Annotated in this window: 24 protein-coding genes and 3 tRNA genes; 15 read left to right on the forward strand and 12 right to left on the reverse strand. The window is 62.6% G+C overall.

Annotated features, from left to right (window positions below):
• The first annotated feature begins 190 nt into the window (after positions 1-190).
• On the forward strand, positions 191-523 hold the full coding sequence (locus tag ACP15O_RS08965) for a hypothetical protein (RefSeq protein WP_425095739.1): 333 nt from the start codon (positions 191-193) through the stop codon (positions 521-523).
• Positions 524-890: 367 nt separating this feature from the next.
• Positions 891-1,322 (forward strand): MmcB family DNA repair protein, encoded by a 432-nt coding sequence (locus ACP15O_RS08970; RefSeq protein WP_425095740.1) that lies wholly within the window; start codon positions 891-893, stop codon positions 1,320-1,322.
• Between the two features lie 25 nt (positions 1,323-1,347).
• Here ACP15O_RS08970 and ACP15O_RS08975 read toward each other — a convergent pair whose 3' ends face one another.
• On the reverse strand, positions 1,348-1,536 hold the full coding sequence (locus tag ACP15O_RS08975; protein ID WP_425095741.1) for a DUF6324 family protein: 189 nt from the start codon (positions 1,534-1,536) through the stop codon (positions 1,348-1,350).
• Between the two features lie 159 nt (positions 1,537-1,695).
• On the opposite strand from ACP15O_RS08975, the gene ACP15O_RS08980 reads away from it, so the two are divergent.
• A tRNA-His gene (locus ACP15O_RS08980) sits at positions 1,696-1,772 on the forward strand.
• Positions 1,773-1,794: 22 nt separating this feature from the next.
• On the opposite strand, the gene ACP15O_RS08985 is transcribed toward ACP15O_RS08980, so the two are convergent.
• Positions 1,795-2,118 (reverse strand): DUF6476 family protein, encoded by a 324-nt coding sequence (locus ACP15O_RS08985; protein WP_425095742.1) that lies wholly within the window; start codon positions 2,116-2,118, stop codon positions 1,795-1,797.
• Here ACP15O_RS08985 and ACP15O_RS08990 point away from each other — a divergent pair.
• Positions 2,117-3,142, forward strand: coding sequence for an RluA family pseudouridine synthase (locus tag ACP15O_RS08990; RefSeq protein WP_425095743.1), 1,026 nt, complete (start codon positions 2,117-2,119; stop codon positions 3,140-3,142). The two genes, ACP15O_RS08985 and ACP15O_RS08990, sit on opposite strands and share 2 nt — an antisense overlap.
• On the opposite strand, the gene ACP15O_RS08995 is transcribed toward ACP15O_RS08990, so the two are convergent.
• Complete coding sequence (locus tag ACP15O_RS08995) at positions 3,139-3,768, reverse strand: DUF4386 domain-containing protein (RefSeq protein ID WP_425095744.1); 630 nt, start codon at positions 3,766-3,768, stop codon at positions 3,139-3,141. The two genes, ACP15O_RS08990 and ACP15O_RS08995, sit on opposite strands and share 4 nt — an antisense overlap.
• A 236-nt stretch (positions 3,769-4,004) precedes the next feature.
• Here ACP15O_RS08995 and rpoH point away from each other — a divergent pair, with 236 nt between their 5' ends.
• The 3 genes from rpoH (at position 4,005) to ACP15O_RS09010 (ending at position 5,390) form a co-directional block, all read left to right on the forward strand.
• The gene (gene rpoH, locus ACP15O_RS09000) at positions 4,005-4,901 is read left to right on the forward strand and encodes an RNA polymerase sigma factor RpoH (protein WP_425095745.1); all 897 of its coding nucleotides are present in this window, start codon (positions 4,005-4,007) and stop codon (positions 4,899-4,901) included.
• Positions 4,902-4,974: 73 nt separating this feature from the next.
• Positions 4,975-5,277 (forward strand): DUF4389 domain-containing protein, encoded by a 303-nt coding sequence (locus ACP15O_RS09005; protein WP_425095746.1) that lies wholly within the window; start codon positions 4,975-4,977, stop codon positions 5,275-5,277.
• Positions 5,259-5,390 (forward strand): hypothetical protein, encoded by a 132-nt coding sequence (locus ACP15O_RS09010; protein WP_425095747.1) that lies wholly within the window; start codon positions 5,259-5,261, stop codon positions 5,388-5,390. Before ACP15O_RS09005 ends, ACP15O_RS09010 begins: the two co-directional genes overlap by 19 nt.
• Positions 5,391-5,419: 29 nt before the next feature.
• Here the strand turns inward: ACP15O_RS09010 and ACP15O_RS09015 are convergent, their stop codons facing one another.
• Positions 5,420-5,869: a YHS domain-containing (seleno)protein gene (locus tag ACP15O_RS09015; RefSeq protein WP_425095748.1), complete on the reverse strand. Its 450-nt coding sequence runs from the start codon at positions 5,867-5,869 to the stop codon at positions 5,420-5,422.
• Between the two features lie 145 nt (positions 5,870-6,014).
• Between ACP15O_RS09015 and ACP15O_RS09020 the strand changes: the two genes are divergently transcribed.
• Positions 6,015-6,443, forward strand: coding sequence for a YqaA family protein (locus tag ACP15O_RS09020; protein ID WP_425095749.1), 429 nt, complete (start codon positions 6,015-6,017; stop codon positions 6,441-6,443).
• A 21-nt stretch (positions 6,444-6,464) separates the two neighbouring features.
• Here the strand turns inward: ACP15O_RS09020 and ACP15O_RS09025 are convergent, their stop codons facing one another.
• The gene (locus ACP15O_RS09025) at positions 6,465-8,285 is read right to left on the reverse strand and encodes a M3 family oligoendopeptidase (protein ID WP_425095750.1); all 1,821 of its coding nucleotides are present in this window, start codon (positions 8,283-8,285) and stop codon (positions 6,465-6,467) included.
• Positions 8,286-8,399: 114 nt separating this feature from the next.
• Here ACP15O_RS09025 and ACP15O_RS09030 point away from each other — a divergent pair, with 114 nt between their 5' ends.
• A complete protein-coding gene (locus ACP15O_RS09030; RefSeq protein ID WP_425095916.1) occupies positions 8,400-9,227 on the forward strand; it encodes a fumarylacetoacetate hydrolase family protein in 828 nt (275 codons plus the stop codon).
• Between the two features lie 3 nt (positions 9,228-9,230).
• Here the strand turns inward: ACP15O_RS09030 and ACP15O_RS09035 are convergent, their stop codons facing one another.
• Both ACP15O_RS09035 and ACP15O_RS09040 read right to left on the reverse strand, forming a co-directional pair.
• Positions 9,231-10,199 carry an alpha/beta fold hydrolase gene (locus ACP15O_RS09035; protein WP_425095751.1) on the reverse strand — a complete coding sequence of 323 codons (969 nt, stop codon included), beginning with the start codon at positions 10,197-10,199 and terminating at the stop codon, positions 9,231-9,233.
• Positions 10,200-10,203: 4 nt separating this feature from the next.
• The gene (locus tag ACP15O_RS09040) at positions 10,204-10,494 is read right to left on the reverse strand and encodes an SCP2 sterol-binding domain-containing protein (protein ID WP_425095752.1); all 291 of its coding nucleotides are present in this window, start codon (positions 10,492-10,494) and stop codon (positions 10,204-10,206) included.
• A gap of 71 nt (positions 10,495-10,565) precedes the next feature.
• Between ACP15O_RS09040 and ACP15O_RS09045 the strand changes: the two genes are divergently transcribed.
• The 5 genes from ACP15O_RS09045 to ACP15O_RS09065 all read left to right on the forward strand — a co-directional run bounded on the left by ACP15O_RS09045 (position 10,566) and on the right by ACP15O_RS09065 (position 15,560).
• Complete coding sequence (locus ACP15O_RS09045; protein ID WP_425095753.1) at positions 10,566-11,138, forward strand: tetratricopeptide repeat protein; 573 nt, start codon at positions 10,566-10,568, stop codon at positions 11,136-11,138.
• A gap of 40 nt (positions 11,139-11,178) precedes the next feature.
• A complete protein-coding gene (locus ACP15O_RS09050; protein WP_425095754.1) occupies positions 11,179-13,980 on the forward strand; it encodes a helicase-related protein in 2,802 nt (933 codons plus the stop codon).
• A gap of 6 nt (positions 13,981-13,986) precedes the next feature.
• On the forward strand, positions 13,987-14,349 hold the full coding sequence (locus ACP15O_RS09055; protein WP_425095755.1) for an RNA-binding S4 domain-containing protein: 363 nt from the start codon (positions 13,987-13,989) through the stop codon (positions 14,347-14,349).
• 72 nt (positions 14,350-14,421) lie between these two features.
• Positions 14,422-14,760, forward strand: a complete 339-nt coding sequence (fdxA, locus tag ACP15O_RS09060) for a ferredoxin FdxA (protein ID WP_425095756.1) — start codon at positions 14,422-14,424, stop codon at positions 14,758-14,760.
• 290 nt (positions 14,761-15,050) lie between these two features.
• The gene (locus ACP15O_RS09065) at positions 15,051-15,560 is read left to right on the forward strand and encodes a CarD family transcriptional regulator (RefSeq protein ID WP_425095757.1); all 510 of its coding nucleotides are present in this window, start codon (positions 15,051-15,053) and stop codon (positions 15,558-15,560) included.
• Between the two features lie 130 nt (positions 15,561-15,690).
• On the opposite strand, the gene ACP15O_RS09070 is transcribed toward ACP15O_RS09065, so the two are convergent.
• The 4 genes from ACP15O_RS09070 to ACP15O_RS09085 all read right to left on the reverse strand — a co-directional run bounded on the left by ACP15O_RS09070 (position 15,691) and on the right by ACP15O_RS09085 (position 20,075).
• Positions 15,691-15,765, reverse strand: a tRNA-Gly gene (locus ACP15O_RS09070).
• Between the two features lie 167 nt (positions 15,766-15,932).
• Positions 15,933-16,007: transfer RNA gene (locus ACP15O_RS09075), tRNA-Gly, on the reverse strand.
• A gap of 98 nt (positions 16,008-16,105) precedes the next feature.
• Positions 16,106-16,495 carry an MAPEG family protein gene (locus ACP15O_RS09080; RefSeq protein WP_425095758.1) on the reverse strand — a complete coding sequence of 130 codons (390 nt, stop codon included), beginning with the start codon at positions 16,493-16,495 and terminating at the stop codon, positions 16,106-16,108.
• Between the two features lie 142 nt (positions 16,496-16,637).
• Positions 16,638-20,075, reverse strand: a complete 3,438-nt coding sequence (locus ACP15O_RS09085) for a pyruvate carboxylase (protein ID WP_425095759.1) — start codon at positions 20,073-20,075, stop codon at positions 16,638-16,640.
• 211 nt (positions 20,076-20,286) lie between these two features.
• On the opposite strand from ACP15O_RS09085, the gene ACP15O_RS09090 reads away from it, so the two are divergent.
• Positions 20,287-20,751, forward strand: a complete 465-nt coding sequence (locus ACP15O_RS09090) for a rhodanese-like domain-containing protein (protein ID WP_425095760.1) — start codon at positions 20,287-20,289, stop codon at positions 20,749-20,751.
• A 10-nt stretch (positions 20,752-20,761) separates the two neighbouring features.
• Here ACP15O_RS09090 and ACP15O_RS09095 read toward each other — a convergent pair whose 3' ends face one another.
• Positions 20,762-21,895, reverse strand: coding sequence for an alpha-hydroxy acid oxidase (locus tag ACP15O_RS09095; RefSeq protein WP_425095761.1), 1,134 nt, complete (start codon positions 21,893-21,895; stop codon positions 20,762-20,764).
• Positions 21,896-21,987: the final 92 nt, after the last annotated feature.

Raw genomic sequence — 21,987 nt, forward strand, 5'->3', positions numbered from 1 at the left:
TGCGGCCTGCTCACATCGTAAAATTCCCCCTCTGCGCGGGTCAGAACCGGGGGAGGGCAGGGCGGGCACGCGGACTCTTGCGCAAAATATGCGGTTTTTCGCATCATAGCGGCACCTGAGGGCGTTCTGCCCTTGTTGGTGCCGCGCGTTGGCCTATACTTCTGAAGTGAGATCAGAAGGGAGCTGCCAAATGCCCAAACTTATCCGCCTCTATATCACCCAGGTTTTGATCGGATTCGGAATCGCGGCCGCCTTTGTGGCGATGCTGCTGTATTTCAACGTCGCCAACCTGTGGCACCTGGTGTCGCATTCGGATGCCGGGCTGCTGGCCGTGGGGATTTTGTGGTTCGCCAATGGGATCGTTTTCGCCGGCGTGCAGTTCGCGATTGCCGTCATGCGGATGAAGGATGACGATGCGGGTAATGGCGGCGGTCGCCGCGATCCGATCCGTGTGGACATGACCCGCATGGTGCCCGTGCGCCAAGAGGCCCCGGCCAAGACCGATCTGATGCGCCGCCATTAACCTGCCGTTAAGGCCGCGCAGAACCGATACAGAACCGATACAGGGAACCGGCCTTCGGGGCCGGTTTTTTGTTGGGAAAAGGGCGGCGGGCCCGCAGCGACCGTATGGTTATCTCATTCCCGAGGACCTGTATATACAGGTGGGCGCCAGGTAATCAGGCCAGGACCTGAACAGAGCCAGCTCCCTCGGAATTGCTTAAGGCCACCGGAATGCAACCGTGTATCGAGAAGAGCAGAACCCGCCTGAGCGCTATCTAGTGCCTCTGGCGGGGAACGACAAGGGCCGGGGGCAAGAAGCAAAACAACAAAAGTCCAAGAGGGCTGGACCGGGGCTTGCTGAGCGTTCATGATTTGTTCATAGTGCCGTCATGGATAAGATGACGCCCCCTGGACAGGTCTTGGCGCGCGGCGTTTGCCGGCATCTGATGGGCTATGGTTTCGTCTCGATCGAGGAATTCGTGCCGACGCGCGGGCTGCGGGTGGATGTGATGGGCCTGGGCCCCAAGGGGGAAATCTGGGTGATCGAATGCAAATCCAGCCGGGCCGATTTTCAAGCGGACAGCAAATGGCAGGGCTATCTGGACTGGTGTGACCGCTATTTCTGGGCAGTGGCCGCGGATTTCCCGACCGAGATGTTGCCCGATCAGACCGGCCTGATCCTCGCCGATCAATACAGCGCCGAAATCATCCGTATGGGCCCCGAATCCAGGCTGCCTGCGGCCCGGCGCAAGAAACTGACCCATAAATTCGCCACGGATGCGACCCGGCGGCTGCAAACCTTGCGCGATCCGCGCCTGTGATCCGCGCCTGTGATCAACCCTGTGATCAGCGCTTCATGCTGCGCGCGGCCTTGATGGCGGCCAGGATTTCCTCGGCGATTTCCTCGGCCTCTTCGGGTTCGAAATCCATCGGGATTTCCAGATCCCCGGCCTCGATGAACAGGCGGACCATGCCTTCGGTCGTGGGGCCGATTTGCAGGTTGGCCTCGATATCGCGTTCGGTATTGATGCCCATGTGGCGCCTCCTTTGATCCTGTTTCAGCTAACTTTTCCGCAAACGAATGGCAAGCCAAAGCACGAAATCCAAGAGCGGCCAGCGCAGGGCAGGTTATGTCAGTTTTCTGTCCAAACCCTCTTGCATTCCCCATCGCGGGCCGCTAAATCGCCCTCCAGTGCCGCCTTAGCTCAGTTGGTTAGAGCGCTGGATTGTGGATCCAGAGGTCCCCTGTTCAAGCCAGGGAGGCGGTACCATCTTCCCCACACGGTTTCCGGTCTATTCGTGCTCCAGCCGAATTTCGCGCACCAGTTTCTGCGTTGCGCGGCTGTAGATCAGGATGCGGTCATCCTGCGTGACAATGGCATACCAGCGGCGGGTCTGGGTATAAGCCTGAGCGCTGGTGCCGGGGGGCAGGGTCAGAACCTGCGGGAAGTCGGGCGGCGTCTGATTGTAGCGGATGACAAACAGCGACACGATCGCTACAACGCCGGCAATCATGGTGACGGTCAGAACGGTGACCAGCACCTTCAGGAATTTCAACAGGCCCGCGTCCAGGGGTTGCTCTTGGGGGTTTTCTGGGGGCTGAGGGGTATCGTCCATGGGGTCCAACCGTCTATCCTTTGCCATTCAGGCAGATCCGCCTGCGCGTCTTGATAAGGCGATTTCGCGCGATGCGCCAGAGCAGGCGTCCCTGTCCCGCACCCGGCTGGCCAAGCTGATCGAGGCAGGCGAGGTCACGCTGAACGGCGCGGTCGTGTCCAGCCCCAAGGGTAAGGTGGCCGAGGGCGACATGATCGAGGTCACGGTCCCCGAGGCCGAGGAAACCGATCTGATCGCCGAAAACATCCCTCTGACCATTGTCTATGAGGACGCGCACCTGATCGTGGTGGACAAACCTGCGGGGATGGTGGTGCATCCGGCGCCTGGCTCGCCCACGGGGACGCTGGCCAATGCGCTGATGTATCATTGCGGCGACAGCCTGTCCGGAGTGGGCGGCGAAAAACGCCCCGGCATCGTTCACCGGATCGACAAGGACACCAGCGGGCTGCTGGTGGTGGCCAAATCCGATCCGGCGCATCACGGGCTGGCCGATCAGTTCCGCGCGCATAGTGCCCAGCGGTATTATCAGGCGGTCTGCTATGGCGTGCCCGATGCCAATGATCCGCGCCTGCGCGGGGTGCGCGGCGTCAGCTTTGAGGCCGGGAATATCATGAAGATCACCACTCATCTGGCACGGCACAAGACCGACCGCCAGCGCCAGGCGGTGTATTTCGAGAACGGCCGGCACGCGGTGACACGGGTGCGGATCGTGGAGCCCTTCGGCGCGCCGCCCGTGGCCTGTCTGGTGGAATGCTGGCTGGAAACCGGGCGCACGCATCAGATTCGCGTGCATATGACCCACGCGGGCCACGGTCTGGTGGGCGATCCCACCTATGGCGGGCGCCGCAAGCTGGCGGTGAAAAACCTGTCGGAAAAGGGAGTGCAGGCCGTGCGCGATTTCCCCCGCCAGGCGCTGCACGCCGCCGTTCTGGGCTTTGAGCATCCGGTCACGGGGCGGGCTTTGCGCTTCGAAAGCCCGCTGCCGCAGGACATGCAGGATCTGATCGTCGCGCTGCGCGGCTAGGGGCGCTCTGGGGCCCAGATCAGCAGCCACAGCATCAAAGAGACCTCGGCGAGCACGGGCACCGCATAGGCCGGTTGCAGCATGGCATTCAGATCGGGCACCAGAAGGCGGGTCAGGCTGCCCAGCCCGTAAACCGCCCCCGCCGCGGCCATCGCCACACAGATCCAGCGCGGCGCGATCCGCCACAGCAGCCGCGCCATGATCGCCGTGTTCACCGCGAAAAACGCCAGCCCGACATCATAGCCGATTGCGTGCCGTTCCAGCCAAAGCAGCGCATCGCCCTGAAGCGCGGCCACCAGACACAGAATATTGCCCGCGATCACCGCCGCCTGCATCAGTCGGAACACCATCGCCATCAGCGCCGCCTGCGCATTTACCTCGCGCAGCATCCCGAAAAACACCACGGCCAGCGCCACATCCAGCCCGGCCATGCCCAGATCGAACAGGATCGACAGGCGAAACAGCCCCTCATGCGCGGACAGCGCGGCCTGTGTGGCCGCTGCATCTCCCCAGGTGATCAAAGGCGCACGCAGCGCGGCCTCGGCGCTGATCCCCAGAAGGATGATCCCCAGATACAAAACGCCGGCCAGACGGGCAGGATGGGCCAGACGGGCAGATGCGGGCATGGGCGGGCTCCTTTTTTATGGGGGCGGGCAGGATGTGCCCTTGCCAAGACTATAGATCGACGCACAAAACCTGTTGCAACAAACAGCACATGCGCGTGAATGCACTGACATATTGCTCGAAGTTCGACGGAAACATCCCAATATTACGTATAGAATTCGACGCGAACAGGCCTTGAAAGGTCTGCATACGTCTCCTATGTGGATGTTAAGCCCTTAAACATTGGGAGGGACAGAGCTTGAGTAACTATGCAAATCTACCGGCCCCGACACCCGAAGGCGGCCTGAACCGATACCTACAGGAAATCCGGAAATTCCCGATGCTGGAACCGGAAGAGGAATACATGCTGGCCAAACGCTGGGTCGAGCAGGAAGACAGCGAATCCGCCCATAAGATGGTCACGTCTCACCTGCGTCTGGCGGCCAAGATCGCCATGGGCTATCGCGGCTATGGCCTGCCCCAGGCCGAGGTGATCTCTGAGGCGAATGTGGGCCTGATGCAGGCCGTGAAACGGTTCGACCCCGAAAAGGGCTTTCGTCTGGCGACCTATGCGATGTGGTGGATCCGGGCCTCGATTCAGGAATATATCCTGCGCTCGTGGTCTTTGGTGAAACTTGGCACGACCTCGGCGCAGAAGAAGCTGTTTTTCAACCTGCGCAAGGCCAAGGCCCGCATCGGTGCGCTGGAAGAGGGCGACCTGCGCCCCGAAAACGTCAAACGGATCGCCACCGATCTGGGCGTGACCGAGGACGAGGTGATCAGCATGAACCGCCGCATGTCGGGCGGCGATGCCTCGCTGAACGCCACAGTCGGGTCCGAAGGCGAAGGCACGATGCAATGGCAGGACTGGCTAGAGGACGAAGACGCCGACCAGGCTGCCGATTACGCCGAAAAGGATGAAATGGACGCCCGCCGCGAATTGCTGGCCGACGCCATGGACGTTCTGAACGAACGCGAGCGTGACATCCTGGTGCAGCGCCGCCTGTCCGAGGAAACCATCACGCTGGAGGATCTGAGCGGCCAATATGACGTCAGCCGCGAACGCATCCGCCAGATCGAGGTGCGCGCCTTTGAAAAGCTGCAAAAGCGCATGCGCGAACTGGCCGCCGAAAAAGGGATGCTGACCAGCGCCTGATCGTGTTAAAATCGAAACCGGCCCTGCTTGAGGGCCGGTTTTTTCATGTCCGGATGCCACTGCGAGGGCCTCAATGAACGACGAAGATAAGCTAAGCGGCCGGCTCCATGGCGAGCAGTTCGAGCCCGATCAGCCCGAGGGGCTGTTGATGCGGATCGTGCATGTTCTGATCATCGGCGTCATGATGAGCCTGACCCAGACCGTCCTGGGCGTCCTCACCCTGATCCAGATCGTCATCATGGCGCTGAACAAGGGCGAACCGAACGAGAACCTGGCCAATTTCGGCACCGATCTGGGGGTCTGGATGGCCAAATCCGTGCGCTATATGACGGCGGCCAGTGACGTCAAACCCTGGCCATGGACCGAGTTGGACTGACCTGGCGGGACGGGTCAAATGAGGCGGCCAAATGGGATGACACCATGACCGTTCGCCGCATCGTCGCCAATCTGCCCGCCGGTTCCATGTCCGCGATCTGCTGGGCGATCTGATCAATATCGTCGCCCATTCCGATTAGCGCCTAGTTCAGGATCGCAGGCCAATTGGCATCCGCGGCGGCGATCCGGCCGGGGATGTCCTGCGACCAGCGTCGCCGCACCCCCTTGGAGAAGTTCAGATACAGTTTGCCCTCGTAAATCGTCCAGGCTTCGGGGGCCGTGGGGGCGACATAGCCCTCGGAGGCGGCATAGGCGCAATACCCGCCGTATTGGGGCGCATAGGCGGTGGGATCCGCGATAAAGGCCGCCTTGTTCTGCTCGGAGGCAAAGCGCCATGTCGCGCCCATCCAGTCATGGGTAATGTCCGAGCGGCCTTTGACGCGCTTGCCGGCAGTGAAATAGGCGACAACGTCGCTGCCATCCACGGCGATTCCGTCCTCGGCATAGATTTTGGGTGACATGGCCTGCGCCATCCGGGGCAGGGCGGCAGCTGCGGGCAGCATCAGACAAAAGGTGCGGCGGGACAGGGGCATGGGGCTTCTCCGGGGTTGTTTGATCCACTGTGCCGTGCGCCCGGCCCCTGCGCCATCCCCCTCACGCCGGTTTGATGGGCCGTTATTGCGTGCCGGGCAAAGGCGCTGTAGCTGTGCGCTGTGTTTGCAACCAAGCGGAGCGCCGATGATCGCGTATCTCTTGCTGTTCGGCTCGGCCTTTGTGGCGGCCACGATCCTGCCCATGCAATCCGAGGCCATTCTGGTCACGCAGCTGGTGCGGAACCAGCAGCCTGCGCTGGCGCTGGTGGCGGTGGCGACGGCGGGGAATGTGCTGGGATCGGTGGTGAACTGGTATCTGGGGCGCTATCTGCTGCGGTTTCAGGATCGGCGCTGGTTCCCGGCCTCGCCCGCGCAGATGCAGCGCGCGCAGGGCTGGTATCATCGGTTCGGGCGCTGGACTCTGCTGGGATCGTGGGTGCCGATCGTGGGCGATCCGCTGACCGTGGTGGCCGGCGTGATGAAAGAGCCGCTGGCGTCCTTTTTCATTCTGGTGCTGATCGCCAAGGGCGCGCGCTATCTGGCGTTGACAGCGGCGACCCTGGCGTGGCTGTAGGGGCGTGGCCCTGACGGGGGTTTAGTCCTCCATCGCCTCCAGCTCGTCGATGAAGCCTTCGATCATGGACAGGCCCTTGTCCCAGAATTTGGGGTCGCTGGCGTCCAGCCCGAAGGGGGCCAGCAGTTCCTTGTGGTGTTTGGAACCACCTGCCTTGAGCATATCGAAATACTTGTCCTGGAAGCCTTCGGGTGCGGCCTCGTAGGCGGCATAAAGCGCGTTCACCAGCCCGTCACCGAAGGCATAGGCGTAGACGTAGAAGGGCGAGTGGACGAAATGCGGGATATAGGCCCAGAAGGTCTCGTACCCCTCCATGAAGTCAAACGCCGGGCCCAGGCTTTCGGCCTGTACGGACATCCACAGGGCGTTGATGTCCTCGGGCGTCAGCTCGCCCTCGCGGCGGGCGGCGTGGAGCTTGCATTCAAAGTCATAGAACGCGATCTGGCGGACGACCGTGTTGATCATATCCTCGACCTTGCCGGCCAGCATCACCTTGCGCTCGGCCTTGGATTTGGCCTTGTTCAGCATGGTGCGGAAGGTCAGCATTTCGCCGAAGACCGACGCGGTTTCCGCCAGCGTCAGCGGGGTCGAGGACAGCATTTCCCCCTGATCCGCCGCCAGCACCTGGTGCACGCCGTGGCCCAGCTCATGCGCCAGGGTCATCACGTCGCGCGGTTTGCCCAGATAGTTCAGCATCACATAGGGGTGGACCTCGGTGACGGTGGGATGGGCAAAGGCACCGGGGGCCTTGCCGGGCTTCACGCCCGCATCAATCCAGCCCTTGTCAAAGAACGGCTGAGCAATTTCCCCCATGCGCGGATCAAAGGCGTTATAGGCCTCCATCACGATGGATTGCGCGGCGTCCCAGCCGACGGTTTTGGTGTCTTCCATCGGCAAAGGCGCGTTGCGGTCCCAGACCTGCATCCGGTCCAGACCCAGCCATTTGCGTTTCAGCTCGTAATACCGGTGCGACAGGCGCGGATAGGCGGCCACCACGGCATCGCGCAGGGCCTGAACCACCTCGGGTTCCACGTCATTGGACAGGTGCCGCCCGGTCTGGGCCGTGGGCATCTTGCGCCAGCGGTCCAGCACCTCTTTTTCCTTGGCTTGCGTGTTGTGGACGCGGGCGAAGGTCTTGATGTTGGCGGAGAAAACATCGGCCAGCTCGCGGGCGGCGGCCTCGCGCCGGGGGCGATCGGGATCTGTCAGCAGGTTCAGCGTGCCCTCGATGTTCAGATCGTCACCGTCCACGGTGAATTCCAGCCCGGCGATGGTTTCATCGAACAGCTTTTCCCACGCGTCCCCGACAACGCCCAGATCGTGCAGGAATTGCTCCATCTCATCGGACAGCTGGTGCGGCTTCATCGCGCGGATGCGGTCGAACACGGGCTTATAGCGGGCCAGATCGGCGTTTTCGGCCAGCATGGCGGCCAGTTTGTCATCCTCGATCCGGTTCAGTTCCAGCGTGAAGAACACCAGCGGCGTGGTGAAATTGGTGATCTTTTCCTGGCAGTCGGACATGAATTTCGCCCGGTCCGCATCCACCGTCAGTTGGTAATAGCGCAGCCCCGCATAGGACATCACGCGCCCGGCCTTGGTGCTGATCTTCTCGTTCCGCTGGACGCATTCCAGCAGGCCCGCGGCGTCCAGCGTGTCCAGCTTACCGGCGTAATCGGCGGCGAAGGCGGCGCATTCAGCCTCCAGCCAGTTCAGGTCGGCGGTCAGCTCGGGCGCGTCATTGGCCGTATAGAGATCGGTCAGATCCCATTCCGGCAGATCCCCCAATCCGTCAGAGCCGGACCCGGCATTGGCATCGCGCACGGGGAAGGGAAGCTGGAACATGGGGCACCTCTTTTGTCATTGCCAAACAGACATAGGACGGGGGCGCGCGGGCCTCAAGGGCTTGTGCATGGCGGGGGCATGGATAAGGTGTCTTTCCAGCAAGAGGGGGAAATCATGCGCTATGTTCGCTATGGTCAGCCGGGGGCCGAGAAGCCCGGCGTTCTGGATGCCGCAGGCCGGGTGCGCGATCTGTCGGGCGTGGTGGATGACCTGTCCGGCGCGGTGCTGGGCGCGCTGCCGCAGGTGGACCCCAAAACGCTGCCTTTGGTGGGTGGGGCCCCGCGTCTGGGCATCCCCGTGGGGGGCATTGGTAAACTGGTCTGTATCGGGCTGAACTACCGCGATCACGCCGAAGAGGCCGGGATGGCCATTCCCGAGGAACCCATCGTTTTCATGAAGGCCACCAGCGCTTTGAACGGCCCGAATGATCCGGTGATGATCCCGCGCGGATCGCTCAAATCCGATTGGGAGGTCGAGCTGGGCGTGGTGATCGGCAAGCCCGCGAAATACGTCCGGGCCGAGGACGCGCTGGACTATGTGGCGGGCTATACGATTGTGAATGACGTGTCCGAACGCGCCTTTCAGGCCGAGCGCGGCGGCCAATGGACCAAGGGCAAAAGCTGCGACACGTTCGGCCCCGTCGGCCCCTGGCTGGTCAGCCGAGACGAGGTGCCCGACCCGCAGAACCTGACGCTGGAGCTGGACCTGAACGGCAAACCGGCGCAGCGGGGCAATAGCGCGTCGATGATTTTCACCGTGGCGCAGATCATCCAGCACCTGACGGAAATGATGAGCCTGCAACCGGGCGATGTGATCGCGACGGGGACGCCTCCGGGGGTGGGGATGGGCATGACCCCGCCAACCTATCTGAAGGCGGGCGACGTGATGGAGCTGCGGATCGAAGGGCTGGGCCGCCAGCGCCAAGAGGTCGGGCAGGATTAGGGCCTAGCAGGCGACAGAGGTATCCTGGCTGTCTCCGTTCCGGTGGCTGTCGAAAAGGGCCAGGATGCGCTCCAGGACGGGGCCGCGTTTTTCCGGGCCTTCCATCAGAATTTCATGCTCGCCCTGCGGGATCATGACCAGTTCACCGCCGGGCCAGCCGGCCATGCGGTTGTGAATGCGCCGAGGATCCACGATGCGTTCATTCGTGCCCAAAAAGGTGATGCAGGGCACGCCGGGGGCCGGACGGCGGCTGATTTCCAGCGTGTCTTTCAGCGCCTCGTGTAGCCAGTTCAGCGAGGGACCGCCCAGGGCCAGTTCGGGATGCGCCAGCAACTGATCGCGCATGAAATCGTACATTGCGGGATCGGTGGTCAGGGTGTTGTCCGCGAAGGGCTCGCTTAGGACATAGGCGGCCGGGCGCGTGCCAGGGGCCAGCCCATCCGAGGTGCCCAGCATCTTGCTGGCCCAGGTGATCGCCCAGGCGGCAGGCCGGGTGGCGGGGTTCATGATGATCCCCCACATCGGGCCGGTAAAGACGCTGGCGTTGACGGGCAGGCCCTCGATCAGGGCGCGCAGGCCGATGGCCCCGCCCATCGAGTGGGCAATCAGGAAATAGGGTTTGGGCAGGTCCAGATCCAGCGCGGCCTCGACCATGGCGGCGACATCGCGCTGATAATCGGCGAATTTCCCCACATGCCCGACCAGAGGATTGTCCAGCAGCCGGTCCGCCAGCCCTTGTCCGCGCCAGTCCATCGCCAAGGTGGCATAGCCGCCCTGTTGCAGGGCAGCCGCCGTGTGCACGTATTTTTCGGCATATTCGGTGCGTCCGGGAAACAGGAGCACCGTGCCTTTTTCAGCCCCTTTCCCCCAAAGAACCGTGCGCACGCGCACGCCATCCGAGGTGTCCAGCCAATATGCCTGAGCTTTCGGTGCATCAGAGGCGATATCGGACAGAAAAGGTGCTGGAGTCATACGATCAGGCCAGAGCCGCGCCCAGCTGCATGGCTTTGCCCATGTCGCCGTCCACGGACAGTTTGCCGCTCATGAAGGCGGCGGTGGGGTTCATGTCGCCGGTCATCATTGCTTCGAATGTGTCGGCGTCGGCGGTCAGGGTGACGTCGGCCTCGTCATCGGACAGGCGGGCGCCGTCTGCGTCCACGACGATAGCGCCTTCGCCTTCGATCACGAATTTGGCCGAGCCGTCGAAATCGACGTCGGTCAGTTTTTCGTTCAGCGCGGCAACGGCGGCTTCCATTTTGTCGCTCATGGTCTCTTCCCTTATATTTGATGCGCCTTGGGCTGTTTTTTCCTGTAGCGCGCGTTACACTCAATATTGTTATGAGCGCGAAGAAACACAATCTCAAACCTATCGTTGCGGCAATCGTCCTGACAGTCACGTTTTCCTTACCTTTACAGGCTCAGGAATCGGCTAAGGGCGCTTTTCCGCCGGACATGCTGGGCGCGTTGCAGCACGCCCCCCCGGACGAGGCAAAACGCCTGGCCGAGGAAATCGCCCTGCGCTGGACGCAGTCGGGATCGGCCGCGATGGATCTGCTGGTCAAACGCGGGCAGGATGCGCTGAAACGAGGGGAAATGACCGTGGCGCTGGATCATTTCACCGCGCTGACGGATCACGCGCCGGATTTCGCCGAAGGCTGGCACCTGCGGGCCAGTGCCTTCTATCAGACGCAGAAATTCGGCATGGCGCTCCATGATCTGGAACGCGCGCTGACGCTGAATCCCAACCATTTTCAGGCGCTTTATGGGCTGGGCGTGATTCTGGAACAACTGGATCGGCCGAAAATGGCGCTGGAGGCCTATGAGCTTGCGCTGGCGATCTACCCGCACTACGACGAGGCCAATGACGCGATCGCACGTGTGCGGGATCTGGCCCGCGGGCCAGAGCTCTGACACGTATCTGACCCTGACACATATCTGACAAGGACGGCCCATGGCCCAGAACGCACGGATCACCGCGGTCCTGGGACCGACGAATACTGGCAAGACACATTACGCGATCGAACGGATGCTGGGGCACCGGACGGGCATTATCGGCCTGCCGTTGCGGCTGCTTGCGCGCGAGGTCTATGACCGGATCGTCGCGGCGCGCGGCCCCTCGGTTGTGGCGCTGGTAACGGGCGAGGAACGCATCGTGCCCCCGCGCACGCAATACTGGGTCTGCACGGTCGAGGCGATGCCCGAAGGCATGGGCGCCGATTTCGTCGCCATTGATGAGATTCAGCTATGCGCCGATCCTGAGCGCGGCCATGTGTTCACAGACCGGCTGCTGCGGGCGCGCGGGCTGCATGAAACCGTGTTTCTGGGCGCCGATACCATGCGCTCGACCATTGCGCAGTTGGTGCCGGGGGTGGAATTCATGCGGCGCGAACGGATGTCGCGCCTGACCTATTCGGGCCCCAAGAAAATCAGCCGGATGAAACCGCGCAGCGCCATCGTCGGTTTCTCGGTCGAGGATGTCTATGCCATCGCCGAGCTGATCCGCCGTCAGCGCGGCGGGGCGGCCGTGGTGATGGGCGCGCTGTCCCCGCGCACGCGCAATGCGCAGGTCGAGCTCTATCAGAACGGCGATGTGGATTTCCTGGTGGCCACGGATGCGATTGGGATGGGGCTGAACCTGGACGTGGATCACGTGGCCTTTTCCTCGGTGATCAAGTTCGACGGGCGGCGGATGCGGTATCTGCAACCCGATGAGCTGGCCCAGATCGCGGGCCGGGCCGGGCGGGGCATGTCCGATGGCACCTTTGGCGTCACGGGCGAGGCTCCGGGCCTGCCGGACGAAACCGTCGAGGCCATCGAAGAGCACCGTTTCGCCCCCATCCGCAAGGTGCAGTGGCGCAATGCGGCGCTGAAATTCGGCTCGATCCCCGCGCTGATCCGCAGCCTGGAGGAACCGCCGCGCCACGATCTGCTGCTGCGCGCGCGCGAGGCAGATGACCTTATGGCGCTCAAATCCCTGCAATCGGTGGCGGAAATTCGGGCACGGGCCTCGGATCCGCAGGCGGTGCGCCTGCTGTGGGACGTTTGCCGCATTCCCGATTTTCGCGGCATCAGCCATAATGAACACGCCAGCCTGTTGCAGCAGATCTACAGCTATCTGCATGAAAGCGGGCGGGTGCCGGATGACTGGCTGGCCCGGCAAATACAGCGGATCGACCGGACAGATGGCGATATTGACACATTGTCGAAACGTCTGGCTTTTATCCGCACATGGACATATGTCGCGCAGCGAACAGGCTGGGTGGACGATGAAACCCATTGGCGCGAGGAGACTCGCGCTGTAGAAGACCGAGTATCGGATGCGCTGCATCAGCGTCTGACTCAGAGATTTGTGGACCGGCGCACATCAGTGTTGTTGCGGCGGCTCAAACAGAAGGAGGCCCTTTTGGCCGAAGTAAATGATCAAGGTGAAGTGACCGTCGAAGGCGAATTCGTCGGTCGTCTGGAAGGGTTCCGTTTCCGTCAGGACAAGGACGCAACAGGGCAAGAGGCAAAGACCTTGCGCCAGGCCAGCCTTCAGGCGCTGGCCCCACATTTCCATCTGCGCGCGGACCGTTTCTATAACGCCCCCGATACCGAGATCGACTTTACCGAACAGGGCGGTCTGATGTGGGGCACCGAGGCCGTCGGCAAGCTGACCGCCGGTGCCGATGCGCTGAAACCCGAGGTCGTGGCCTTTGTCGATGACGAGGCCGGCGCGGATGTCGCGCAAAAAGTGCAGCGCCGCTTGCAGCATTTCATCGACCGCAAAATCGCAGCCCTGTTCGAGCCGTTGCAGAATCTGGCCGGCGATGAGGCTCTGACCGGGCTGGCGCGCGGCTTTGCCTTCCAGATGGTGGAAAACCTAGGGATTGTGCCGCGCGGTCAGGTCGCGGACGAGGTCAAGGCGCTGGATCAGGACGCCCGTGGCGCGCTGCGCAAACATGGCGTGCGTTTCGGCCAGTTCACCATTTTCATGCCGCTGCTGTTGAAACCCGCGCCCACGCGTCTGCGTCTGGTGCTGTGGTCGCTGGCCCGCGGTCTGGACGATTTCCCCGAGGCGCCGCCGCCCGGTCTGGTCACCGTGCCCGCGCTGGCCGGAATGCCCGAGGGCTTCTTTGCCATGTCCGGCTATCGCGCCGCTGGCGAACGGGCGATCCGCATCGACATGCTGGAACGCCTGGCCGATATGTTGCGCGCCGAAGACAGCCGCGGCGGGTTCGAGGCCAAGGCCGACATGCTGTCGATCACCGGCATGACGCTGGAACAATTCGCGGATCTGATGCAGGGCCTGGGCTATAAGGCCGACAAGGGCGAGCGCGAGAAGATCAAGGCCACGCCGGAAATGGCTGCGCCTGCGGACGAAACGGCAGAAGCTGGGACAGAGACGCCGGTGGAAGCTGTGGCAGAGGCTGCGGTAGAGGCTGCGGCTGAAACCCCGGTTGAACCTGCCGCCGAAACGCCTGCTGCCCCCGCCGCCGATACCCCCGCAACTGAGGAACCCGCAGCGCCCGAAATCGAAGTGTTCTACACCTTCACCTGGGGCGGCAACCGCCGTCAGGGCGGCAAACCGCGCGGGGATCGCCCTGCGCGTGGCGGGGCCAAGCCCGGCGATAAGCCGCGTGGCAAAAAGGGTGGCAAACCGCGCGGGCAGGGGGCCAAGACCTATCAGTCTCGTCCCCCCAAAAAGGAAAAAGCCATTGATCCCGATAACCCCTTCGCCGCCGCGCTGATGGGGCTGAAAGGCAAGAGCTGATCCTGAATGACGGACCCGATTGCGAAACTGCGGGTCGATAAATGGCTCTGGTTCGCGCGGTTTTACAAAACGCGCGGGCTGGCCAGCAAAACCGTGTCGGGCGGGCATGTGCGGGTCAATGGCTCGAAAATTGCCAAGGCGTCCTTTGCGGTCGGGGCAGGGGACGTGCTGACCCTGCCGCAGGGCAATCGGATCCGGGTGGTGCGTGTCGTGCAATTGGGTACGCGCCGCGGCCCCGCCCCCGAGGCACAAACGCTGTACGAGGATTTGACCGAGGTCAAGGACGACGTCCCGCCCGCTCCGCGATATGAAGGCAAAGGGCGCCCGACCAAGCGCGACAGGCGAATGATTGACCTTGATCGCGGCTAAGCCCTTTGTGGAACTTGAATGATCCGGGCGCATGTTTTAGCTAAGCCCATAGCCAAAAGATGGAAATGAGACATGACTTACGTCGTCATCGACAACTGCATCGCCTGTAAATACACCGACTGCGTCGAGGTGTGCCCCGTGGATTGCTTCTACGAAGGCGAGAATATGCTGGTGATCCACCCCGATGAATGTATCGACTGCGGCGTGTGTGAGCCTGAATGCCCCGCTGATGCCATCCGCCCGGACACCGAGCCGGACATGGAAAAATGGGTCGAGTTCAACCGCAAATACTCCGAGGCCTGGCCCGTGATCGTCGAGAAGAAAGATCCGCTGCCCGGCTACGAGGAACGTGATGGCGAGCCGGACAAGTTGAACAAGTATTTCTCGGAAGCGCCAGGCGAGGGCAGCTAAGAGTGATTCGCGGTTTTGCCCCGTCGGGGACACGCGAAAGCCTGACCTTTTGATCAAAAGCCCTTTGAAACAAAGGGCTTTTCCTATGCAAAGGGGCAGGGTGCTTTCGTAGACTGCGATTTTATGCTATCATGTCAGACACATGACAAATATGAACTGACACCAGACCATTCGCGCTGCTGCCCGTGGGTGGGTTTTTCTGCGAAATTGACCGGACTGACGAGCGTATTGCCGTACTCTCGTCCGTCTTTTTGTCGCCTGGTGTTGGTGTGCGTGCGAGGAAGGATTGCATGAGCAAAGCGAAGAAACCGGCGTTCAGCCCGAACGATTACGTGGTCTATCCGGCCCATGGCGTTGGTCAGATTGTGTCCATCGAAGAACAGGATGTGGCGGGCTTCAAACTAGAGGTGTTCGTCGTCTCCTTTGAGAAGGACAAGATGCGCCTGTCGGTGCCGACGCACCGGGCTGAGGAAATCGGGATGCGGTCGCTGTCGTCGCCCGATGTGGTCAGCCAGGCGATGAAGACCCTGAAGGGCAAGGCCAAGGTCAAGCGGGCCATGTGGTCGCGTCGGGCGCAGGAATATGAACAGAAGATCAACTCGGGCGATCTGATCGCGATTGCCGAGGTGGTGCGCGACCTGCACCGCACCGACGATCAGCGCGAGCAGAGCTACTCGGAGCGCCAGCTTTACGAATCCGCGCTAGAGCGTCTGACCCGCGAAGTGGCCGCCGTTTCCGGTGCCGATGAGGGCGATGCCGCCAAGCAGGTGGGCGAGGTTCTGATGTCCCGCGCGGCCTGACTGCCGGATCATCACCCCACGAAACAGGCGCCTTCGGGCGCCTTTTTCTTTGCGCGTTCAATATGAAACAGGATAGCCGCTGGCACATTATGCCATGCTGATCTTATCGGATTTTCGGGAGATTTCGAATTGGAGCGGGCGAGGCGATTCGAACGCCCGACCCTAACCTTGGCAAGGTTATGCTCTACCCCTGAGCTACGCCCGCACCATTTCGTGAGGGCGTATTTAGGCAATCCGCCGGTGCGCCGCAAGAGGAAAAACACGATTTTTCGCGGGAAATTTCGGGGATGTATGCGCGCGGTAAATCCTGTCCGGAAAACGAAAAAACGCGGCCAGAGCCGCGTTTTTCGACCCCCTCATAAGAGGGAAATTTGGAGCGGGCGAGGCGATTCGAACGCCCGACCCTAACCTTGGCAAGGTTATGCTCTACCCCTGAGCTACGCCCGCTTCCTTGGGTGAGGTGGGGAATATTCATAATTCTTCGGGGGTTCAAGCACAAAATGCGCCGGCCTGGGATTTTTTCATCCCTCCCCATCAGAACCGGGTCAGAACAGCGCGTGGCCCAGATTGGCCAGCGCTGCCAGCAGCAAGATAACAAAGGTCAGCGCCGCGCCGCCTCCGCGCAGGGCGGGGGTGTGGGGCATCCGGCCCATGCCGAGCATATGCATGATGCGCGCCAGCAGCAGCCCCGCGCCCAGCAGATGGGTGGCCAGGGGCGGCATTCCCTGCAACTCTCCGCTTGCGATCAGGATCAGGGCAAAGGGGGCATATTCGGCGAAGTTGGCATGGGTGCGCATGGCGTTCTGCATCACCGGGTCGCCTTTGTCTCCGCTGCCGATGCGCTGACGGACGCGGACCTTTACCACCCACAGGCTGAGCAGAACATAAAGCACGCCCAGAAGGCCGGCATAAATCGGTGTGATGGTAAGGGGCATGGGGGCTCCTGTTTTGTGTGCGGTGGCAGTTGGCCTCAGAGTGACCCCAGAGCCCGCACGGATACCAGAGCCAAATCGCCGCCCTGCCGCAACGGAAAAGGGGCGCCGGTTGGGCGCCCCTCTGATGGTGCATGTGGTCGATTTATTCGATTTCGACCAGCAGGTCTTTGGCGTCGATCTGTGCGCCTGGGGTGACGTGCAATGCTTTGATCGTGCCGCTGGTTTCGGCGTGGATGCCGGTTTCCATTTTCATCGCTTCGATGGTCAGCAGCATGTCGCCCTCGGCGACCTGTTGGCCCTGTGCGACCGCGACCGAGGCCACAACGCCGGGCATCGGCGCGCCGACATGGGCGGGATTGTCCGGGTCGGCCTTGGGGCGGGTGGCGGTGGTGGCTTTGATCAGGCGGTTGGGCACGCGGATCACGCGGGGCTGACCGTTGAGTTCAAAGAACACCTTCACTTCGCCGTTTTCGTCGGTTTCGCCGATGGCTTGCAGACGGATTTCCAGGGTCTTGCCGGGGTCGATCTCGGCCTCGATCTCTTCGCTGGGTTCCATCCCATAGAAGAACGTCCGTGTGGGCAGCGTCCGCACCGGGCCATAGGTCTTGTGCCGGCCCATGTAATCCAGGAACACCTTGGGATACATCAGATAGCCGTTCAGATCCTCGCCGTCGATGGCCATCCCGTCCAGCTCGGCGCTGAGTTTTGCGCGTTCCTCTTCCAGATCGACAGGGGGCAGGTGCGCACCGGGGCGAGAGGTGTTAGGCGCGTCGCCCTTCAGCACCTTGGCCACGATCGCCGGGGGGAACCCGCCCGGAGGCTGCCCCAGATTGCCGCGCATCATATCCACCACAGAATCGGGGAAGGCCACGTCTTTCTGCGGGTTTTCCACATCCTCGCGGGTCAGGTTCTGGCTGACCATCATCAGGGCCATGTCACCCACCACCTTGGATGAGGGCGTGACCTTCACGATATCGCCGAACATCTGGTTCACGTCGGCATAGGTGCGGGCGACCTCGGGCCAGCGATCCTCCAGCCCCAGAGAGCGGGCCTGCGCCTTGAGGTTGGTGAACTGCCCGCCGGGCATTTCGTGCAGGTACACCTCGGAGGCGGGGGCGGCCAGGCCGGATTCGAACGCCACGTATTGCGCGCGCACCTGTTCCCAATAGTCGCTGATTTCACGCACGCGGGCGATATCCAGCCCGGTGTCGCGATCCGTGTGGGCCAGGGCCTCGACGATCGAGCCCAGACAGGCCTGGGACGTGCCGCCACTAAAGGCATCCATCGCCGCATCGGCCGCGTCCACGCCCGCATCCGCAGCGGCCAGGATGGTGGCACCGGCGATGCCGCTGGTGTCATGGGTGTGGAAATGGACGGGGATCGACAGCTCGTCCTTCAGCGCCTTGACCAGCACGCGGGCGGCGGCGGGTTTCAGCAGGCCGGCCATGTCCTTGAGCCCCAGAACATGAGCGCCGGCGGCCTCCAGTTCCTTGGCCATGCCGACATAGTATTTCAGGTCATATTTGGCGCGGTCCGGGTTCAGAATGTCGCCGGTGTAGCAGATCGTGCCCTCGCAGATCTTGCCGCTTTCCACCACCGCATCCATGGCGACGCGCATGTTTTCCACCCAGTTCAGGCTGTCAAAGACGCGGAACACATCGACGCCCGTGTCCGCCGCCTGGCGGACGAATTCGCGCACCACATTGTCGGGATAGTTGGTATAGCCGACGCCGTTCGAGGCCCGCAGCAGCATCTGCGTCAGCACATTGGGCATGGCCGCGCGCAGGTCGCGCAGGCGCTGCCAGGGGCATTCCTGCAAGAAGCGATACGCCACATCGAACGTCGCCCCCCCCCAGCATTCCACGCTGAACAGACCGGCCAGGTTGGCGGCATAGGCGGGCGCGACCTTGATCATGTCGATCGAGCGCATCCGCGTGGCCAGCAGGCTTTGGTGCCCGTCGCGCATGGTGGTGTCGGTCAGCAGCAGCTGTTTCTGATCCAGCATCCAGTCGGCCACGGCCTTGGCGCCCTTTTCCTCAAGCAGGGTGCGGGTGCCAGCCGTCGGTGCGCCGATTTTGGCGGGCGGTTTGGGCAGTTTGGCGGCTTCGGGCTTGGCGCGGCCTTGGGTTTCGGGGTGGCCGTTCACGGTGATGTCCGCGATATAGGTCAGCACCTTGGTGCCGCGGTCCTTGCGCTTGGCAAAGTCAAACAGGCCGGGCGTTTCATCAATGAATTTGGTGGTGTATTCATTCGACAGAAAGATCGGATGTTTCAGCAGGTTTTCCACAAAAGCGATGTTGGTGGAAACGCCCCGGATGCGGAATTCGCGCAGGGCCCGGTCCATCCGGGCAATCGCCGCCTCGGGCGTTTGGGCGTGGGCCGTCACCTTGACCAGCAGGCTGTCGTAATACCGCGTGATCACGCCCCCCGCATAGGCGGTGCCGCCGTCCAGACGAATGCCCATCCCGGTGGCCGAGCGATAGGCCGTCAGGCGGCCATAGTCGGGGATGAAGTTGTTTTGCGGGTCTTCGGTGGTGATCCGGGTTTGCAGCGCGTGGCCGTTCAGGCGGATTTCCGACTGGTCGGTCTTGCCGGTGGCCTCGGCCAGGGTTTTGCCCTCGGCGATCTTGATCTGAGCCTGAACGATGTCGATGCCGGTCACTTCCTCGGTGACGGTGTGTTCCACCTGCACGCGCGGGTTCACCTCGATGAAGTAGAATTTGCCGCTGTCCATATCCATCAGGAATTCGACCGTGCCCGCGCATTCGTAATTCACATGGGCGCAGATGCGGCGGCCCAATTCGCAGATTTCCTCGCGCTGCTGTTGGGTCAGATAGGGCGCGGGCGCGCGCTCCACGACCTTCTGATTGCGCCGCTGGACCGAGCAATCGCGTTCCCACAGGTGATAGATTTCCCCGTGCTGGTCGCCCAGAATCTGCACCTCGACGTGGCGGGCGCGGGTGATCATCTTTTCCAGATAGCCCTCGCCATTGCCAAAGGCGGCCTCGGCCTCGCGGCGGCCTTCCAGCACTTTTTCTTCCAGCTCGTCGGGGCCATGAATGGGGCGCATCCCGCGCCCGCCGCCGCCCCAGCTGGCCTTGAGCATTAGGGGATAGCCAATTTCCGCGGCCTCGGCCCGGATCGCGTCCATGTCATCGCCCAGAACCTCGGTCGCGGGGATCACCGGCACATCGGCCGCAATCGCCACTTTGCGCGCGCTGGCCTTGTCGCCCAGGGCGCGCATGGTTTCTGCCTTCGGCCCGATGAAAGTGATGCCGTTCGCCGCACAAGCATCTACGAATTCAGGGTTTTCCGACAGCAGGCCATAGCCCGGATGGATCGCATCCGCGCCGGATTCGCGGGCCACGCGAATGATCTCGGGGATGCTCAGATAGGCGGCCACAGGCCCCAGCCCCTCGCCAATCCGGTAGGCCTCATCCGCTTTGAAACGGTGCAGGCCCAGCTTGTCTTCCTCGGCATAAACCGCGACGGTTTTCTTGCCCAGTTCGTTGGCGGCGCGCATCACGCGGATCGCAATCTCACCCCGGTTCGCGATCAGAATCTTGTTAAATGATGGCATGTCGCAGCTCCCTCTTTCGTTCAGTCCCATCCCTCGGGCGCATTGCTAACGGCCTGTCGCCGGGCGGCGCAATACCCACTCGCACGGAGTTTGTAAGATTCTTGTAACATTTTGCGACGGTTTGTTGCGCCGGTTTTTGTGATCTCCCCAAGATTGCCCCGCCGGGCGATCCGTGGCACACAAAGGATATAGCAAATATGAAATGTGACAGATGATCGACCGCCGTACCCTGATCGCCGCAACCGGGGCCGCCTTGGCCCTGCCGGCCGCCGCCCTGGCCAGCGCCGGCACCATCAGCGCCCAAGAGGCCAACACCCGGATGCAGGCGGGTGAGCTGATCCTGATCGACGTGCGCACCCCGCCCGAATGGCAACAGACCGGCGTGGCGCAGGGCGCGTGGATGCTGGATATGACGCATCGCAATTTCGGTGGCTGGCTGATGGCCGCGCTGGAACGGAACCCCAACCGCCAGATCGCCATCATCTGCCGCACCGGCAACCGCACGGGCAGATTGATCGAAGTTCTGAAGGAAAACGGGATCGAGGGCGTTCTGGACGTTACCGAAGGCATGGTGGGCGGCCCGCGTGGCACCGGCTGGATTCCAGCGGGTCTGCCAGTTGTTTCTGCGCAACAGGCCTTTGAGGCAATGCCCAAGGATCTGACGGCCGCAAACTAGGGCGCGCAAACTAGGGCATCAGGCGTCCGGGCAGATCGGACAGGCGGCGTGCGCCCAGCTGCCCCATATTGGCCAGCAAATCCTTGCGCAGCATGTCCACCAGATGCGCGGGGCCACGCGCGCCTAGGGCGCCCAGGGCGAAATGCCAGGCCCGCCCCATCATCACGAAATCCGCCCCCAGCGCGATGGCGCGCAGCATGTCCAGCCCGCCCTCGATCCCGCTGTCGAAAATCACCGGCAGGGTGGTCGCGGCACGGATCGCCGGCAGGGCCTCGATGCTGGCGGGTGCGGCGTCGAATTGCCGGCCTGCGTGGTTGCTGACCCAGATCGCATCGACGCCGGCGGCCTCCAGCGCGGGCACATCGCGCGCATCCAGCACGCCCTTGACGATCAGCGGTCCGTCCCAGCCGTCACGCAGCGCGCGCAGATAGTCCCAATCGGGCGAGGTGCGCAGCAGATAGCCCACGTGCTCGGTTGAGCTGAGCCCCGTCACCGCATCCGCATAGCTGTCAATCAGCCGCATCCGAGGCATCCCCAGCCGCGCCGTCCCCATCGCCCAGGCCGGGCAGCGCGCCACCTGAGCCAGTAGCCGGGGCGTCAGCTTAGGCGGGCTGGTCAGGCCGGATCTGGTCTGACGCTCGCGCCGGCTGGCCACCGGCACATCCACCGTCAGCACCAACGCATGAAACCCGGCATCGCGGGCGCGTTTCAGCATATCCGCCCGAATCTCCGGATCGCGCGGCGGGTAGATCTGAAACCAGCCATTGCCATCCAGACAATCGGCCAGATTCTCGGGCGTGCGGCTGGCCACGGTGGACAGCCCATAGGGGATGGCGCTGCGCGTTGCCTGGGCCGCCAGAAGGCGCTCGGCATTGGGCCAGAACAGCCCCGACATGCCTACCGGGCTGACGCCAAAGGGCAGCGGATAGCGCCGCTCGAACAGATCCACCGACAGATCCGGCGTGATTTCCCCGTGCAGGATCGAGGGCATCAGCGTTACCTCATCCAGCTTGGTCCGGTTGCGCGTCTGCGTGACCTCGGCCCCGGTGGCGCTGTCCAGATATTCGAAAACGAACCAGGGAATGCGCCGCCGGGCGCGGGCCTTCAGATCACTGATCGCGGGGAATTTTCGATGCAAATCCATGGGCGCATTAGCCGCCGGAATTGCGAACTTGTCCAGTGCTGGCCGCGATTTCCGAAAAGTCGTGAACACAAGGTGAACACCCCTTTCCCTCT

Origin of the sequence: Youngimonas ophiurae (nom. illeg.) (genome assembly GCF_049803795.1) — a bacterium.
In the GTDB taxonomy this organism is placed as follows: domain Bacteria; phylum Pseudomonadota; class Alphaproteobacteria; order Rhodobacterales; family Rhodobacteraceae; genus Thalassobius.